The sequence below is a fragment of the Mycobacterium neglectum genome, from assembly GCF_002591975.1.
Lineage (GTDB): Bacteria > Actinomycetota > Actinomycetes > Mycobacteriales > Mycobacteriaceae > Mycobacterium > Mycobacterium neglectum.
This window is the reverse complement of the sequence record NZ_NVQE01000026.1, coordinates 20,985-37,191: the sequence shown is the minus strand read 5'-3', so window position 1 is coordinate 37,191 and position 16,207 is coordinate 20,985. Positions and strand designations below refer to the sequence as shown.

Genomic DNA, 16,207 nt, shown 5'->3' with positions numbered 1-16,207 from the left:
GACGAGACGGCGCTCCGTCGCGACCGGGTGGCGTACACGGGTCGACCACGCCGCGATGGTAACAAGATGTCGACCACAACCTTCGCTCTATGCTGAGGGACCATGTCAGTTCTGGGAAAAGCCATTCCCGCTGCAGCTGTCCTGCTTGCACTCGTTGCGGCGTCCTCATGTGCCGAAGCACGTGAGCCAGAGGTAACCAGTAGCACGCAGGCCACCCAGACCAGCCCGTCCGCCACAACGTCGACGTCGCGAAATCCGACCCGTGACAAGGAATTCGCTGCCGTCTCCCGACTCATCACCGGTGCAATCGCGGCGCGGAAACTGCCGGGGGCAGTGGTCGTGGTCGGGCACGATGGCATGACCGTCTTCGATCAAGCCTTCGGATTGCGCAAGCTTGCAGGCGAGCCCGGACCGGATGGGGCGCCGGCACCCGAGGAGCCGATGACCGAGGACACGATCTTCGACCTGGCGTCGTTGACGAAGCCCCTCGCCACGGCGACCGCCGTCATGCAGCTCTACGAACAAGGCAAGGTTCAGTTCGACGATCCGGTGCAGAAGTATCTGCCCGACTTCAACCCGGCCAATGATCCGCGGCGGGCCGAAGTGACGATTCGCATGATGCTCACCCACACTTCGGGTCTGGTGGGAGAAATCGACCTCGGAGGTCGGTGGGGACTCGATGGGGGAGACAAGGCGGAGGGTCTCTCTCGTGCGCTCACCAAGCCGCTGGAGGCGTCTCCCGGGGCGGGATTCCGCTACTCCGACATCAACTTCATTCTGCTCGGCCTGATGGTCGAGAGGATCACCGGCCAGCCGGAAGACGTCTATGTCCAGGAGAAGGTCTTCGCACCGCTCGGCATGGGCGATACCCGCTATCTGTCAATGTCCAAAGCCTGTGGGCCACAACAAATCAGAGGATCAGCGGTTGCGCTCACTGCCGGGCCGCCCACACCTTGTGCTGCCGGTGAATGGGACGCCAGTCTGCTGTCGCGAATCGCACCGACGGCACGTGACGAAGAGGGTCGAGCTGAACCCGGTGCGAACCCCGATCTGGACTTTCTGCTGCGAGGTACCGTGCACGACCCCACGGCGCGCCGCATGGGGGGAGTGGCAGGCAACGCCGGGGTGTTCTCGACTGCGCACGACGTCGGCATCTATGCGCAAGCTCTGCTGGATCGACTGGCAGGGCGCCCGAGCAAGTTTCCGCTGAAACAGGAGACCTTGCAGTTGATGACGACTCCGCAGCAGCCAGGCCATACGCCCCAACAGGTCGTAGACGCGAACGCCGCGACCCAAGAAGCCCTTGCCGCATCACCGAACACCGAACATCCGCTGCTTGCTCCGCACTATCCGGCGATCGCTGGGCAGAACCTGCGCGGGTTCGGCTGGGATATCGATACCCCGCACTCCAAGCCGCGGGGAATGGTCTTTCCGATCGGTAGCTTCGGCCATGTCGGGTTCACCGGAACGTCGCTGTGGATCGATCCCGCCTCGGACACCTACGTCGTACTTCTCACCAACGTGATCCATCTGCGCGGCAGCGCACCGATCACGAATCTGCAAGGCGAACTCGCGACGCTGGCCGCTCGGGCGCTGCATCTGTAATCGGCGGCACCTGTAGAAACCGCCTCATTGGACCGGCGAGAATTCGATATGCAGTTCTCTGAGTCCGCGTAGCAGAAAGGTCGGTTCGTACGAGTATCGCCGATCGTCGGCGGGCCCGTGTGCAGCTTCGCTGACCGTCAAGTCACGCATGCGGTCGAGCAGACGGTGGACCGTCACCAGTCCCTCGACTCGTGCCAGCGGCGCACCGGCGCAGGTATGGATTCCGCGTCCGAAGGCGATGTGTTCGCGTACGTTCTTGCGGTCGAGTCGAAATTGATGAGGGTTCTCGAACTTGTCCGGGTCTCGGTTAGCGGCGCCCAGGCACAGCATCAACACGGTGCCGGCCGGAATATGCACGCTTCCAAGCGATGTGGTCTTGCGAGCGAGGCGGAAGTCGACCTTTGTGGGGCTTTGCATCCGCAGCGATTCCTCGATGAACGCGGGGATCAGTTTCCGATTGTCATGAAGCTGATGCTGGAACTCAGGGTGTTCGCCCAATGTCTGCACTGCGGCGCTGAGCAGTTTGGTGACGGTCTCTTGGCCGGCTGCGAACAAGAAGGTGGCGGGCCGCACCACCTCCAGAAGTTCGGGGGTCGATCCATCAGGGTATGTGGCGGTGGCCATGCCGCTGAGAACGTCATCGCGTGGGTCGCGGCGCCGCTCGGCGATGTAACCGGCGAACTTGTCGTCAAGGTACTTCAACGGGTTACGGCCGACCGGGGCACCGTTGAGCGCGCCCACCGTGTCACCGGGCGCCCTGCCGGCACCCAGCGCATGACGAATCTCGTCGCGGTCTTCCACTGGCACACCCAGTAGGTCGGTGATAGCGAGGGTGGCGAACGGCTTGGCGTACTCCGCCAGGAATTCACACTTACCGTTGTCGATGAACTCGTCGATCTGGCGGTCGACGAGCGTCCACATGTACTCCTCGTTCTCCTTGAGCCGTCGTGGCGTGAGTAGTCTGCTCAACAACGACCGAGCCCGCTGGTGGTCGGGTGGATCCATGACGACCATGTGTTCGAAAATCGGGAACCGATGCCGGTTGGCTTCGATCTGAGCGGAGATGTCGTCGCCTTCGGGTTTGAAGGGCAGCGGCGGAAACGGGCCGCCGATCGCATTGACCGCCGAAAAGGACTCGGTGTCCTTGAAGGCCGCCATGACCTCTGCGTAGCCGGTGACGGCGACGACGTCGTGGTGAGGCTCTCGGAACACCGGACCGTTGCCGCGCAGATATTCGTAGTATTCGTAGGGGTTTTGGGCGACGGCTTCGTCGGAGAAGTAGTCGATTTCGGCGAGTTCATTCACGGCTGTCGGGAACCTTTCAGTCGGTTCGACGTGTTGAGGTGGCGTGCAGTGGCGGCGATGCTGCCCTCAGCCCATTCCGATGCGAATATTCTTGGTCTGCAGAAATTCATGCAGTCCGTCGATGCCGCCGGTGCGACCGAAGCCGCTCTGCTTGTACCCGCCGTAGGGGCCCTGCGGCGAGATATCGCTGAACGTGTTGATCCATACCGACCCCGCCTCCAGGGCTCGCGCGACGCGATGGGCCCGGTTCAGGTCGCGTGTATGCACGAAGGCGTTCAAACCATAGGGAGTTTCGTTGGCCAGACGTAGTGCATCGGCATCGTCGTCAAACCTGATCACAGAGACGACCGGCCCGAATGTCTCGATTTGAGCCAGGTTCGAAGTGTTGTCGACGTCGCCGAATACGGTGGGCTCGATGTAGTAGCCCCGTGAGTACTCACCGCCTATGCGCTTTCCGCCTGTGAGGAGTACACCGGCGCGCTCGTGAACGGCGTTCTCGATCACCCCGTGGATGCGATCGAGCGCCCCTTCACTGATGACAGGGCCGAACGTGACTGCGGTGTCGAAGGGATCGCCGACCATTGCCGCGTCGATGACGGCTGAAAACCGCTCCAGGAATGCGTCGTACACCGATCCATGCACCAGCAGACGGCTTGCGCAGGCGCAACTCTGGCCCGACTGCATCAGCGGTCCCTGATGCGCAGACAGCATGGCAGCGGCGTCCAGGTCGGCATCGTCGAACACGATGCCGGCCGACTTGCCGCCGAGTTCGGCAACGACGGGCGTGAGATTCACGGCGGCTGCCTGCACCACCGCACGAGCGGTGTGACCGCCGCCGGTGAAATGGATTTTGCGGATGCCGGGATGGCGGACGAGGGCTTCCCCACCCTCGGGGCCCGCGGGCACCACGTTGACCAATCCCGGGGGGAGGCCCGCTTCGAGGCATAGTTCTCCGAAGCGCAACGAGGCAAGAGGCGCCAACTCGGATGGCTTGAACACCACGGCATTACCCGCCGCCAGCGCAGGTGCCACGCACGCGCCGGCCACCGCCAAAGCGCCGTTCCACGGTGCGATGACTCCGACGACGCCGTACGGCTCGCGCTCGACAAGGTTCACATCAAATGAACCGGCTACAGGTGTGCTCAACCCGAACGGTTTGTCCGCGTACCCCGCGAAATGACGCAGAAACCGTTCCAGCAGAATGGCAGTGCCCGCAAACGAAATGGGAACCGCGTAGTCATGCACATTGAGTGCCGCGAGTTCGTCCAGGTTCTCGTGAATGACATCTGCCAGATCGATCAACAGGTCGCGACGGCGATCGACGGTGAACCCCGCCCACTCGCGGTGTGCTTCCCACGCGCAGGCGACTGCGCGGTCGATCTCAGCTGATCCGGCCATCGCAACGATCGCATTCGGCCCTCCCGTGCCTGGGAAGATGTGTTCATGGTGGGGTACAGAGGACGCGGTGATTCGATCTCCACCGACGACCAGACCGACCGGCTCATGTGTAGTCATCGCGGTCACGGAACATCGGCTTCCGTCGCCCATTCGTCGACGACCCGCCGCTTCTGCTCGGCGATCACCCCAGTGAGATGGGACGCTTTGGCCCAGCCGTAATATGCCGCGAACTGCATTGCAAGCTCGTCCATTTCGTCGAACGACACATCACGACTCTTCAGCGCCGCGTAGACGTGACTCAGAATGGGTATCGGCGCGTCCTGGAAAGCCACACACGCTACGGTCACCAGCCGCCTTTGCTTCATGGCGAGGCCGGGGCGCAGCCACATCTCGCCGAAGACGAAGTTCAAGATGCCTGCCCCCGAATATGGATTGTCGCGAATCGGTACGAACGGCATGCAGTTGACGTCCATGAACGACTGCTCGCCCCCCGAGAGCCGCTCTTCCGGGTCGCTCGGTGTCGTCAGTGGCAGCAGCGTCTCGGGCGGCGGTACCGGCCGACCGCGCTCGCGATGGATGCGGTCCCATTGTTCGTCGACGGTCATGTTGAACCGCGACGCCTTCGGCCAACCGGCGTACACGGCGAAATGCAATACCATCTCCTGCATTTCAGTGATTGACACGTCGCCGCTGTTGAGCGCCGCATACACATGCTCTCGTAGCGGCACTTCGGCGTCGGCTGCCGCGACGCATGGCAGCGTGACGAACCAACGGTCACGGCGGCTCAACACCGGACGTTGCCACACTTCGGCGAAGACGAATTCGAGAAAGCTCGCAGTCGCCGGCATTAGGTTGTCGGGCGCCGGGAAGGTCATCACCTCAGCAAAGGCCCGCCTGCCGCGCTCGAGCCGATCATCGATTGTGGTCATATTGCTCCCTACTAGGGTCTCAGCGCAGTGTCACGCCGGCGTCGACCTTGAACTCGAGTCCGGTCACGTACCTGGATTCGTCTGAAATCAGAAACAGCACCGCATTGCTGATGTCGATCGCGTCGGCCATCATGATGGGTAGGGCGTTGAGGAAGACCGGCACCAAGTCGGGCCGCGACTCCGCGAGCAGTCCGTGCAGCGATTCCGGACGCATCCCCGTCTCGACACCGGTCGGATGCACGGTATTGACCCGAACATTCTGTGCGGCAAGTTCATTGGCGAGCGCTCGGCTCAAACCGACGACGCCGTGTTTGGTTGCCGTGTACGGGAGGTGCAGCGGCGTCCCTTTCAGCCCGGCCGCCGAGCTGATCAGGATCAGACTGCCGCCGCGCTCGACCAGGTGCGGCAGCGCCGCAGCGCAGGTGTTCCAAGTTCCGATGAGGTTAACGTCCACGACAGTGCGCCACTGCTCAGGCGTGGTGGTATCCCAGGTGCCGACGGTCAGGACGCCGGCATTGGCAACCGCCGCATCGAGACCGCCCAGTTCGGCGACGCCGTTCTCGACTGCGGCAGTCAGTGACGTGGCATCGCGGACATCGACGATGTGCGTGACGGCTCGCCGACCGAACTCGGTGACCTGCCGCGCCGTCTCCTCGAGGTCGTCCTTGGATGCGAGCGGGTACTCGATTTCTGACACCGATGAACAGATGTCCACCAGGATGAGGTCGGCACCTTCTTCGGCAAGGCGCACCGCGTGGCTGCGGCCCATTCCACGCGCCGCACCAGTGATGAGTACGCGCTTGCCGGCGATTCGCCCTTCTGAAGTGCTCACAGCTTGTTGCAGAAGCCGGCGTCGACCGGGAAGGTCACCCCGGTGACGTATTTGGCGTCATCGGAAACCAGGTAGGCGATCGCGGCGCTGATGTCTTCTGGCTCGAGCATGCCGACCGGCATCGGGTTCTGCAGGTGTGGACCGCCGCCGTCGGGAAAGTTCTTCAGGAAGTCCTGCATATCGTCATTCATTGCCATCATCGTGTTCACCGCGGTGGGATGAATGGTGTTGACCCGAATATTCAGCGGGGCAAGCGCATTGGCGAATGAGCGCATCAGGCCAACGATCCCGTGTTTGGAAGCTGCGTATGCCGCGCCTCCGCCCTGGATGCCGCCGAACCCCTTCAAGCCCGCAGTCGAGCTCGTGAAGATGATCACTCCGCCTCGGTTCCCGTCGATGAGGTGGGGGACAGCGGCTCGAGCGGTGTGAAACGCGCCGACCAAGTTGACATCGAGCACACCGGCCCATTGATCGAGCTCTTCTTCGATCGTGAGTTCGCGGAAGGCGACACTTGCGATGCCCGCGTTGGCCAGCACGATGTCCAACCGGCCGAACTGATCGACTCCGGCGTCCACCGCGGCCTTGAGCCCGTGGTAGTCACGGACGTCGGCGACCGTGGCGAGCATCTTCCCGCCAACTTCCTCGACCAGCGAGACCGTTTCGTCGAGGTCCGCACGCGTGGCCATCGGGTAGTTGTTCGACGGGATGTCTGCGCAGATGTCCACTCCGATGATGTTGGCGCCCTCACCAGCCAGCCTGAGGGCATGGCTACGCCCCTGACCTCGGGCTACGCCGGTGATGAATGCGACTCTGCCGTCCAGTTGACCCACGATGCCCGCTTCCACTTCGGAACTGCCGCGGACCAGGAACTACCTCGTCAGCGGTGAGTAACCGCGTTACTCGGCGCGTACAGTAACATCGTTACTCATGGCTCGGCAAGGATCGCGCAGCGTCGGCGAACACCCCACTGCGGGTGCCGACGATGCCGATGCCGTCATCGCCGCGGTGGTTGACCTGCTCGAAACCGAGGGCTATGAGGCGGTCCAGCTGCGCGAGGTTGCCCGGCGGGCACGGGTTTCGATGACCACCATCTATCGGCGGTATCCGACACGCGAAGCATTGATCGTCGGTGCGTTGCGCTGGTGGATGGACGAGAACCGGTACGCCGGGGTCGCGGCCAGTGCCGCCGAACAGCTGTCAGGCTCGATGTATGACGACCTTATGGCGTTGTTCCGCACCATTTTTCAGCCCTGGGAGCAACATCCGCGCATGCTCAAGGCCTACTTCCGGGCACAGGCTGGTCCTGGTGGACAGGGACTGACCGAGCACGGGTTCGATGTGGTGGTACCCGTCGCCCGGAAGATTCTTGCCCAGGCCGACCCCGCATTTGCACGCGACATGGAAGGGATCATGTCTGGCATCATTTACGGCTTGCTCGGGCAGTTCGCCGACGGGGCGATCTCCGTAACTGAGATCCTGCCCTCGCTCGACCGCGCGGTCTTCTGGTTGACGGCCTCCCAGGACACCATGCGCGCCGCCGGTGATTTATCGCCCTAACCGGCGATTCGCCGACTTGCCTTTGATTCCAGATGGCACCGTCTCCGTACAGTCCTGCTGTGCGCGCATGGACACCATCAACGATGCGAAACTGGCGCTGGCCAGGCTGCAGAAAGGTTGACCATCGATGAAGAGTGTCGTGATCGATACGCCTGGGCAGGTACGTGTGGAGACGCTGCCCGATCCGATTCTGCCCGGCGCTGACGGCGCGGTGATTCAGGTGAATGCCGCGGCGATCTGCGGCTCGGATCTGCACTTCTACGAGGGCGATTATCCTCTCGGCGATCCGGTGGCACTCGGGCACGAGGCGATCGGCACGATCGTCGAGATCGGCCCTGACGTGCGGACGTTCGCAGTGGGTGACGAGGTGCTCGTCTCGTCGGTCGCCGGCTGCGGCTCCTGCGCGGGGTGCGAAACTCGTGATCCGGTGACATGCATCGGCGGTCCACGGATCTTCGGCGCCGGTGCCCTCGGCGGGGCGCAATCGGAGCTGCTGGCGGTGCCCGCAGCGGACTTTCAGCTGTTGCGCCTGCCCCAGGACATCGATACCGAGGAGGCGTTGCTTCTGACGGACAACCTCGCCACCGGTTGGGCGGCCGCACAACGCGCCGACTTCCCTCCCGGGGGAACGATCGTGGTCCTCGGTCTCGGTGCGGTCGGCCTGTGCGCGGTACAGAGTGCGCTCATGCTCGGCGCGGGCACCGTCTTTGTCGTAGACCCGGTCGAGGGCCGACGGCTCCGGGCCGAACGGCTCGGAGCGACTCCGCTGGAACCGCCTGCGCTGCAGGCAGTCCTGGACGCGACGGGCGGGCGGGGCGCGGCCTCGGTCATCGACGCCGTAGGAAGTGATGGCTCGATGTCGGAAGCCCTCAACCTGGTCCGCGCGGGGGGCACCGTCTCGGTGGTCGGCGTGCACAACCTCGACCCGTTCCCGTTTCCCGCCACGATCAGCCTGATTCGCAGCATCACGCTGAGGATGACGACCGCGCCGGTGCAGCGCACGTGGCCTGAACTGGTGCCGTTGCTCCAGTCGGGTCGCCTCGACGTCAGTGGCATCTTCACCGACACCATGCCGCTCGCTGACGCGCCAGCGGCCTACGCCGCGGTGGCGGCGCGCACAGCCGACTGTGTCAAGGTGGCCCTGACCGTCTGAGCCGGCGACGTCGCACAAAGGAGAATCCCATGAGCATCAAAGGACATGCGATACGGCCGTTCCCGATCGCCGTTACCCAGGCCGACCTCGACGACCTGCGCCGCCGACTGGACTCGGCGAGATTCCCGGCCGAACTCCCGGACAGTGGATGGGATTACGGAACCGAACAAGCATTCCTGCGATCGGTCGTCGATCGGTGGCGCGACGGATACGACTGGCGAGCAACCGAAGCCGAGCTCAACGGATGGGGATCGTTCCTGGCCACGGCGGCTGGGCAGCGGGTGCATCTGCTGCATGTGCGGTCCGGCACCGCCGATGCCATCCCGCTGGTGCTGGTCCACGGATGGCCCGGATCCATCGTTGAATTCCTCGATGTGCTGCCACTGCTGCGCGAACGCTTCCACGTGGTCGTCGTCTCCATGCCCGGCTACGGATTCTCGGGTCCGACGATTCAGCGCGGCGTCGATGTCGCGAAGGTCGCTGCCGCTGTCGCCGACGTGATGGCCCAACTCGGCTATGACCGATACCTCGCGCAGGGCGGTGACTGGGGTGCTCTCGTCGTCCGGCATCTGGGGGAGCATCACGCACCATCGGTGGCCGCCATCCACACCAACATGTTGTTCGCCCCCTTCGATGGTGACGCCGCCGACGCGATGACAGGGGTGACGGAAAGCGAACTGGCAGCGATGGTCTCGTCCGCCCAGCGGATCACCGACGGCACGGCGTATATGGACATCCAGTCGACACGGCCGCACTCGCTGGGCTTTGGACTCGACGATTCACCATTGGGCCTGGCCGGCTGGATCTTGGAGAAGTTCCACGCGTGGTGCGACATCCGCGACGGCATGCCGATTCGTACCGACCGCCTCATCGACAACCTGATGATGTACTGGCTCACCGGTACCGCGACATCGGCGGCCCGGCTGTACTGCGAAGCAACCCGGGCGGGTAACTCGGCGCTGAGCGAGTGGAGCGGACGGGTCGATGTCCCGACGGGATACGCGGTCTATCCGTACGAACTTCTGCAGACGCCGCGGGTATGGGCCGAGGGACGCTACAACGTCGTGCATTACAGCGTGCAGGACCGCGGCGGGCATTTCGCCGCGTTCGAACAGCCGCACCTCTTCGCCGCCGATGTCAACGCCTACGGCGACAGGCTTCGGGAACTGGGGGTGTTCTAGACCCAGCTGTTCCACCCCACGCAGATGCAGTGAACGGCGGAATTGGCTCCGGTCATGTGATGGCACACATACTTGCCATGACCGTAGAGTTGGTGAGCCTCTTCCGGGGCACCCCGAAAATCCAGGTTGTGACTCTCTTTTGCGTGACCGCAAGTGCGACAGTATTCCGTCAGTGGTTCGACGACGTTCTGCGATTCCATGCCATCTGCCATGATCGTGCTCTCCTCAACGATTGATTGCTCCCAGAATGCGCGCCGACAATGCCGTTCCTGTAGGGCCGATGGGCCCTCGTTGGCAGTGGCATTGTGCTTCCAAACCCCACATTTTTGATATGAGAGGTTGCGCCGCAGCGCAATACGGCCGTTCGGCCGACGTCAATGCCCCGACTGATCCTTAGTCGGCATCATCGCAACCAAGGGGGTATCGACGCCGATTCGTCCAACACCTTGCGCGCCGCCTGGCGCACCCAACGGCGCGGCACGGCCAGGTAGTACGGTCTGGAAGAAGGCCGCGTTGTCGACGAGGTGCTGCAAATCGCCGTCGGGCAGATCGGTCTCGTATTCGATCGCCTCCATTCGGCAGACCAATTTGCACGCGCCACAATCGACACACTCTTCGGGATTTATGTAGAGCGAGCGCGCACCTTCGTAGATGCAGTCCGCGGGGCACTCGAGCACACACGACTTGTCCATCACATCGACACACGCCGAACCGATTACATAGGTCATGGCGCAACGGTAGGAATATCAACGCCGCGCAGAACGGAGCACAAAGGCACTTTCACGGGTGACCTTCGCCCCTCACCAGCCGCTCCGCGCGAGCCGGCTCAGCCGGCGGCCCACTCCTTCGCGCGCTCGAGTTCGTCGAGCCCGAATATGGCGAGCTCGCCAGGAACCATCCACGCGAGCGCGTGCAGCGTGTGGGCGACCCATTCCTTGTCAGACACGACCGCGACTCGCTTGAAGGCCGAATGATGTTGGAAGAGAGCGCTGAAGCCCAACTTCAGGTCCTCGACCAGCCCGTCGGGCCCGAAACCCCGGTAGTCAGAAGCGATGACTTCGACGATCCGGATCTCATCCGTTTTCAGCAGGTCCTCCATGGCCGGCGCGAATTCACGCAGGTCGTTGCCACTCAATCGGCCCGACACGCGGATACCGGTCACTCCGGGCGGCATGTCATGCAGTACTTCGATCATCGAATTCTCCCTTGCCGCATGGCTCGTGACGGCTCGTGTGGATACCTGCCGTACGTCACTGGGCTGGGCGATCCTGATGCCAACCGGCGACATGCTCGAGCCTAGTTGGCTCGATGTCATGAAGAACGGGGTCTTTGTGCCCCCGGGTCAGGGGCCAGATGACAGCCGTCTGTTCCGTCACCCACCGCTTTTCAGCGGAAGAATTCGACACCACACGGGACCTTCGGCCCTGGGGCAGGAAATACATGTGGTGGTGGTATTGGCACCGAGACCAGCAGATCTCATGAATCACCTTCGGATCGAGGCAATGATGAGTGTGCAAGTGCAACAACGCACCCGGATGTTCGCCCGAGTGCTTGGTCCATTCTTTACTATCGTCGCCATCGTCGTGGCGCTGCGCGCCCCCGACATGCGACGGCTATTGTCCGAGTTCACCGCAAGCGATTTGTGGCCCTGGGTGACAGGGGCCTTCATCCTCATGGGTGGCATCTCGATCGTGGCGTTTCACCAACTCTGGCGTGACCCGGCCGCGATTATCGTGTCCGCCCTCGGATGGCTGCTCATTGCCCGCGGAGTCTTTCTTCTTGCCTTCCCCGATACCTTTGCCTCCGTGGCCAACCGTGTCATCGGAGCGGTCGGCGTATGGCAGGCGGTATACGTCGTATTTGCCGCCATCGGTCTGTATCTGACATATGTGGGGTGGAAGCCCGTCGGCAAAGATCGGCAGGATTCGAATCTCCACATCAGTATCGATTTTCCCAGCGCCGCCTGAATTGCGGGACCGGTGGCTCTACCTCGTCGGGTTGTGCTTGTCGTGGCGTGCCCGTCGCGTGGGGTGCCCGGGATGCTCGTCGGATCCGGGAGGCAAGGGGTGCGGCGCCGCGCGCTCCGCGGGCACCAAGTGACGCTAGCCGCCGGTTTGGGGACTTTGGTCCGTAGATGCTTGGCACTTCTTCGACGCAGACTCTGGCGATGACCACTTTCGCGGCACCGTTGGTGCACGATGAACTTGAAAGCGTCGTGTCGACACTGTGCGGCCGATTCCCCGATCGCTCGCGAATCGAGGTCGAGGCGGTCGTGGCAGAGGTGTACGCCGAGCTGGCCGCGAGAGCGACGGTCACCGCCCATTTGATTCCCCTGACGCTCAATCGAAGTCGACGCCTCTTGAGCTTCGACCACAAGGAAAGAAGCGCGAAATGAGTTCAACAACAGAGTCTTCAGAGTCGAAGTATCACGGCATCGTCGTCGGGGTTGACGGCTCGACTGCCTCGGACGTGGCGACAGAGTGGGCCGCACGGGACGCGGCATTACGCAACGTGCCGTTGACGGTCGTCCACATTCTCCCGGCGACGTCTATCGGGCCGTGGGTCGACATGCCCGTATCGGCGGACTACTGGTCCCAGCGCGACCGACGTGCCGACCAGGTAATTGATGACGCCATGCAGGTCGTCGCCGAGGCCACATCCGGCGCAGCGGGATTGACCACTCAGCGTCGCGTCGTCTCCGGATCTGCGGTGCCGACTCTCGTGGACATGTCAAAAGACGCGGAAATGGTGGTGGTCGGTCGCCGCGGGCTCGGCGGCGTGAAGAGGCTTCTGCTGGGCTCGGTCAGCTCGGGCCTGCTGCACCATGCGCACTGCCCCGTGGCGGTGATCCACGACGAGGAGCCGGTCACGGATTACTCGGTCGCGGCGCCTGTGCTCGTTGGTATCGACGGGTCGCCAGCCTCCGAGCGAGCGACGGCCATCGCCTTCGACGAGGCATCGCGGCGCGGCGTAGAACTGGTGGCGATCCACACCTGGATGAACAACGCAGATTTCTCCTTCGATGTGCCCCTCGAGGGTGGGGCCGTGCAAGCCGAGGAGGAACTGGCGCAACGGCTTGCAGGCTGGTGCGAGCGCTATCCGGATGTCGCCGTCCGGCGCGTCATTGCTCAGGACAATCCCGCCCACTGTCTGCTCACGGAATCCGAACGTGCACAACTACTGGTTGTAGGAAGCCATGGACACGGAGGATTTGCGGGTCTTCTCTTGGGTTCGGTGAGCTCGGCCGTGGCGCAGGCAGCGCGGATCCCGGTCATCGTGGCACGGCAGTCCTAGGGCTCCGGTTCGACTCCGCAAGTCATATGTGTCTGGGTCTTTAGACCCTCTCGATTCTGGCCGAGAAGCGGCACGCTGGAAAGAACAACAGACTTCTCCGATCGAGGTGGGGACAAATGAGCGCGCATTTTCCAGATGCCGAGACCATCACGTCAGCGTTGCTGCTGGCCGTTCGGGCGCCGTCGGTGCACAACTCCCAGCCGTGGCGTTGGGCGATCGGCGAACGCAGTGTGCATCTCTACGCAGACCGTGATCGGCAACTGCCGAACACAGACCCCGATGCCAGAGACCTGCTTCTGAGCTGTGGTGTCGCGCTTAATCATTGCGTAACCGCCTTCGCCGCACTGGGGTGGGCAGCCAAGATTCACCGGTTTCCCAATCCCGCCGATGTGGATCACCTGGCTTCGATAGAACTTCGTCGCCAGACGCCGGCCGATGTGGACATCGCGCTTGCGGCGGCGATCCCGCGCCGCCGCACCGATCGCCGGTACTACAGTCACTGGCCGGTCGCTAAGGGCGATCTCGCGTTGATGGGCGCTCGGGCTGCGCGCGCAGGGGTGACAATGCGCCGGATCGACGACATCGCGCACCTGACGCAGATCGTGGGTGAGGCCGCTTCCCTCCACGCGACCGACTTTGCATACTCGGCAGAATTGGCAGCGTGGAGCGGACGATATGCGGCTGAGGCCGGAGTCCCGGCCCGGAACACACCCGTGCCGGACTCGGCAGGTTCGATTCCGGCGCGATGGTTCGCCGGACCAGTACTCGCGCAGCCTCCGGTCGATGCGGCCGCGGACAACGCTGTGGTTATTGCGCTGGGAACCGTAGCGGACGATGACCTGTCGAGGCTGCGCGCGGGTGAAGCCACCAGCGTGGTACTCCTCACGGCGACTGCCCTGGGCCTGGCAAGTTGCCCGATCACCGAGCCGCTGGAGATCGCCGCGACCCGAGAAGCGGTCCGGGCGGACGTGCTTGGTGAGGATGGCTATCCCCAGATGCTGCTACGCATCGGCTGGGCGCCCGTCAACAGCGATCCGTTGCCCGCCACACCGCGTCGCGACCTGGCAGAAGTGGTTGTCAGGTTAGACGATTCACGACTCGACGGAGCAAGTGTGCCGTCAATGACATTCGGTCAGGTCGACTTCGACGGGTGAGCTAGTGCGCGACGAGTACCGAGAACTCGCCTGCGGAACCAGGCTGTGCTTGTGAGGCTCGACAATTCGCGAGATCAAATGGGCATCGGCGGCGCCGAAGACGACGTCTGGCCCACCGCAACAGGCCATTGGACCCTGGAATCGCGGTTCGTCGGCGCCCAGGATCGATGAAAGACCCTGGGACAACGCAAGGAGAGACGTCATGCAACCGTTCACGATCACGTGGGGGAGGTACTGGTTCAGCCGGATTGCGGGGCGCAATCCCCTCGTGCGGGGCAGCGACCGAATTCAGGCGTGGGCGCTCATTCTCGCCGCCTTCGTCGCTGTCCTGGCGTTGCCCGTCGCCGCTGCCATCGGAACATCCGTGTACGACAAACAAACCCGGCTGTACGCGGAAGAGGCTGAGCACCGCCACGCGGTTACCGCCACGGCGCTTGAGAACGGCACCGTCGATGTGGGTCCAGGACCAGAGGATGTCTCGTTTTTTGTGCGGGCCTCCTGGACTGATGCGGGTTCCGACCACATCGACGTCGTCGAATGGGCCGATAAGGCAACGATTGGCGATCAAGCCGACATCTGGGTCGACGACGCCACCGGCGAGCCGGCTGACCCCCCTTCGCCACCGAGTGCGGCGGTCAGCGATGCCGTGGGTGTCGCCTTCTCTGTGTGGTTCGCCGTTATGGCGACCGCCGTCGGCGGCGCTTATCTCATTGGGGAGTTCCTCGCACACCGAACATATATCCAATGGGATCGCGAGCTCCAATCGCTCCACTACCAATCCTGACCAATCAGAGGACCTTTGGCCTACCAGTGTGGTGGCCATCGCCTCCCGACCGGACCCATCGATGAATGTAGCGTCGCGCATATAGCAGCCATGGCAGAAGGAGTCCGCAAATGTCAACCTCCCCAACACATCACGGTATCCTCGTAGCTGCTGACGGATCGCCTCAGTCAAAGGTGGCCATCGACTGGGCGGCGCGAGAAGCCGCGATGCGCAAGCTTCCGCTGTCGATCATCCACGTCATACAGTCACCCGCAGTCCGAATGTGGCCCGAGATCCCCATGCCCGACGAGGTGCTTGCTCGTATCGAGAGAGACGGCCAAGAGATTCTCAGTGCTGCGCGCGGGGCCGCGCAGGCGGCGACTGCGGGTTCGCGTCAGATTGATATCGAGACTGCGTTGATCACGGGGGGTGTATTGCCCACGCTGATAGATCTGTCCAAGGACGCGGAAATGATCGTCGTTGGATGCCGCGGTACCGGACCGATCAACCGGAGACTGCTCGGGTCAGTCAGCAGGGGTCTCATTCAGCACGCTCACGCCCCAGTCGCGGTCATTCACGAGGACCCAATGATGACGGATCCCGCCAGGGCGCCTGTCCTGGTGGGCATCGACGGTTCGCCGGTATCCGAATCGGCTACCGCCATCGCATTCGAGGAAGCGTCGCGCCGTGGCGTCGATCTCATCGCGTTGCACGTGTGGAGCGATTTCGGGCTATTCGAGCTACCCGAAACCGAGTTGCCTTCTCTGCAGCGGCGCGCGGACGAAACCCTGGCTGAGCGCCTGGCCGGCTGGCAGGAGCGTTATCCCGACGTGCGCGTGCAGTCCATCGTGGCCCTCAACCGTCCCGTGCACCAGTTGCTCGAAAGGTCCGAGGCGGCGCAACTGACCGTCGTCGGCAGCCACGGCCGGGGCGGATTCGCGGGCATGCTGCTGGGTTCTGTCAGTCTGGCCGTTGCGGAGTCGGCGCGCACGCCGGTCCTGGTGGTCCGTCCGACCTGAGATCGCTGTCGGCGGTG

At 63.3% G+C, this 16,207-nt stretch carries 17 protein-coding genes; 10 read left to right on the top strand and 7 right to left on the bottom strand.

Annotated elements, in window-relative coordinates; translation table 11 throughout:
• The first annotated feature begins 102 nt into the window (after positions 1-102).
• The gene (locus CSQ99_RS19690; protein ID WP_099040694.1) at positions 103-1,605 is read left to right on the top strand and encodes a serine hydrolase domain-containing protein; all 1,503 of its coding nucleotides are present in this window, start codon (positions 103-105) and stop codon (positions 1,603-1,605) included.
• A gap of 24 nt (positions 1,606-1,629) precedes the next feature.
• Here CSQ99_RS19690 and CSQ99_RS19685 read toward each other — a convergent pair whose 3' ends face one another.
• From CSQ99_RS19685 to CSQ99_RS19665, 5 genes are all read right to left on the bottom strand, one after another.
• A complete protein-coding gene (locus CSQ99_RS19685) occupies positions 1,630-2,910 on the bottom strand; it encodes a cytochrome P450 (RefSeq protein WP_099040693.1) in 1,281 nt (426 codons plus the stop codon).
• A 66-nt stretch (positions 2,911-2,976) separates the two neighbouring features.
• The gene (locus CSQ99_RS19680; RefSeq protein ID WP_099040741.1) at positions 2,977-4,425 is read right to left on the bottom strand and encodes an aldehyde dehydrogenase family protein; all 1,449 of its coding nucleotides are present in this window, start codon (positions 4,423-4,425) and stop codon (positions 2,977-2,979) included.
• Positions 4,426-4,430: 5 nt separating this feature from the next.
• Positions 4,431-5,237 carry a carboxymuconolactone decarboxylase family protein gene (locus CSQ99_RS19675; RefSeq protein ID WP_099040692.1) on the bottom strand — a complete coding sequence of 269 codons (807 nt, stop codon included), beginning with the start codon at positions 5,235-5,237 and terminating at the stop codon, positions 4,431-4,433.
• Positions 5,238-5,256: 19 nt separating this feature from the next.
• On the bottom strand, positions 5,257-6,069 hold the full coding sequence (locus CSQ99_RS19670) for a mycofactocin-coupled SDR family oxidoreductase (RefSeq protein WP_099040691.1): 813 nt from the start codon (positions 6,067-6,069) through the stop codon (positions 5,257-5,259).
• Positions 6,066-6,899, bottom strand: a complete 834-nt coding sequence (locus tag CSQ99_RS19665; protein ID WP_099040740.1) for a mycofactocin-coupled SDR family oxidoreductase — start codon at positions 6,897-6,899, stop codon at positions 6,066-6,068. The genes CSQ99_RS19670 and CSQ99_RS19665 overlap by 4 nt, the downstream gene beginning before the upstream one ends.
• A gap of 97 nt (positions 6,900-6,996) precedes the next feature.
• Between CSQ99_RS19665 and CSQ99_RS19660 the strand changes: the two genes are divergently transcribed.
• From CSQ99_RS19660 to CSQ99_RS19650, 3 genes are all read left to right on the top strand, one after another.
• A complete protein-coding gene (locus CSQ99_RS19660) occupies positions 6,997-7,626 on the top strand; it encodes a TetR/AcrR family transcriptional regulator (protein ID WP_099040690.1) in 630 nt (209 codons plus the stop codon).
• A gap of 127 nt (positions 7,627-7,753) precedes the next feature.
• Positions 7,754-8,779, top strand: a complete 1,026-nt coding sequence (locus tag CSQ99_RS19655) for an alcohol dehydrogenase catalytic domain-containing protein (RefSeq protein WP_099040689.1) — start codon at positions 7,754-7,756, stop codon at positions 8,777-8,779.
• 29 nt (positions 8,780-8,808) lie between these two features.
• Positions 8,809-9,960 carry an epoxide hydrolase family protein gene (locus CSQ99_RS19650; RefSeq protein ID WP_099040688.1) on the top strand — a complete coding sequence of 384 codons (1,152 nt, stop codon included), beginning with the start codon at positions 8,809-8,811 and terminating at the stop codon, positions 9,958-9,960.
• Between the two features lie 374 nt (positions 9,961-10,334).
• On the opposite strand, the gene fdxA is transcribed toward CSQ99_RS19650, so the two are convergent.
• Both fdxA and CSQ99_RS19640 read right to left on the bottom strand, forming a co-directional pair.
• Entirely contained in the window at positions 10,335-10,688 is a 354-nt protein-coding gene (gene fdxA, locus CSQ99_RS19645) for a ferredoxin (protein WP_099040687.1), read from the bottom strand.
• Between the two features lie 98 nt (positions 10,689-10,786).
• Positions 10,787-11,155, bottom strand: coding sequence for a SpoIIAA family protein (locus CSQ99_RS19640; protein ID WP_099040739.1), 369 nt, complete (start codon positions 11,153-11,155; stop codon positions 10,787-10,789).
• A gap of 76 nt (positions 11,156-11,231) precedes the next feature.
• Between CSQ99_RS19640 and CSQ99_RS19635 the strand changes: the two genes are divergently transcribed.
• The 6 genes from CSQ99_RS19635 to CSQ99_RS19610 all read left to right on the top strand — a co-directional run bounded on the left by CSQ99_RS19635 (position 11,232) and on the right by CSQ99_RS19610 (position 16,190).
• Positions 11,232-11,927 carry a hypothetical protein gene (locus tag CSQ99_RS19635; RefSeq protein ID WP_245908996.1) on the top strand — a complete coding sequence of 232 codons (696 nt, stop codon included), beginning with the start codon at positions 11,232-11,234 and terminating at the stop codon, positions 11,925-11,927.
• Positions 11,928-12,127: 200 nt separating this feature from the next.
• The gene (locus tag CSQ99_RS19630) at positions 12,128-12,355 is read left to right on the top strand and encodes a three-helix bundle dimerization domain-containing protein (protein ID WP_099040686.1); all 228 of its coding nucleotides are present in this window, start codon (positions 12,128-12,130) and stop codon (positions 12,353-12,355) included.
• On the top strand, positions 12,352-13,254 hold the full coding sequence (locus tag CSQ99_RS19625; RefSeq protein WP_099040685.1) for a universal stress protein: 903 nt from the start codon (positions 12,352-12,354) through the stop codon (positions 13,252-13,254). The genes CSQ99_RS19630 and CSQ99_RS19625 overlap by 4 nt, the downstream gene beginning before the upstream one ends.
• 116 nt (positions 13,255-13,370) lie before the next feature.
• Positions 13,371-14,408 carry an Acg family FMN-binding oxidoreductase gene (locus tag CSQ99_RS19620; RefSeq protein WP_099040684.1) on the top strand — a complete coding sequence of 346 codons (1,038 nt, stop codon included), beginning with the start codon at positions 13,371-13,373 and terminating at the stop codon, positions 14,406-14,408.
• Positions 14,409-14,610: 202 nt separating this feature from the next.
• A complete protein-coding gene (locus CSQ99_RS19615) occupies positions 14,611-15,192 on the top strand; it encodes an Rv1733c family protein (RefSeq protein WP_099040683.1) in 582 nt (193 codons plus the stop codon).
• 110 nt (positions 15,193-15,302) lie between these two features.
• The gene (locus CSQ99_RS19610; RefSeq protein WP_099040682.1) at positions 15,303-16,190 is read left to right on the top strand and encodes a universal stress protein; all 888 of its coding nucleotides are present in this window, start codon (positions 15,303-15,305) and stop codon (positions 16,188-16,190) included.
• The last annotated feature ends 17 nt before the right edge of the window (positions 16,191-16,207 follow it).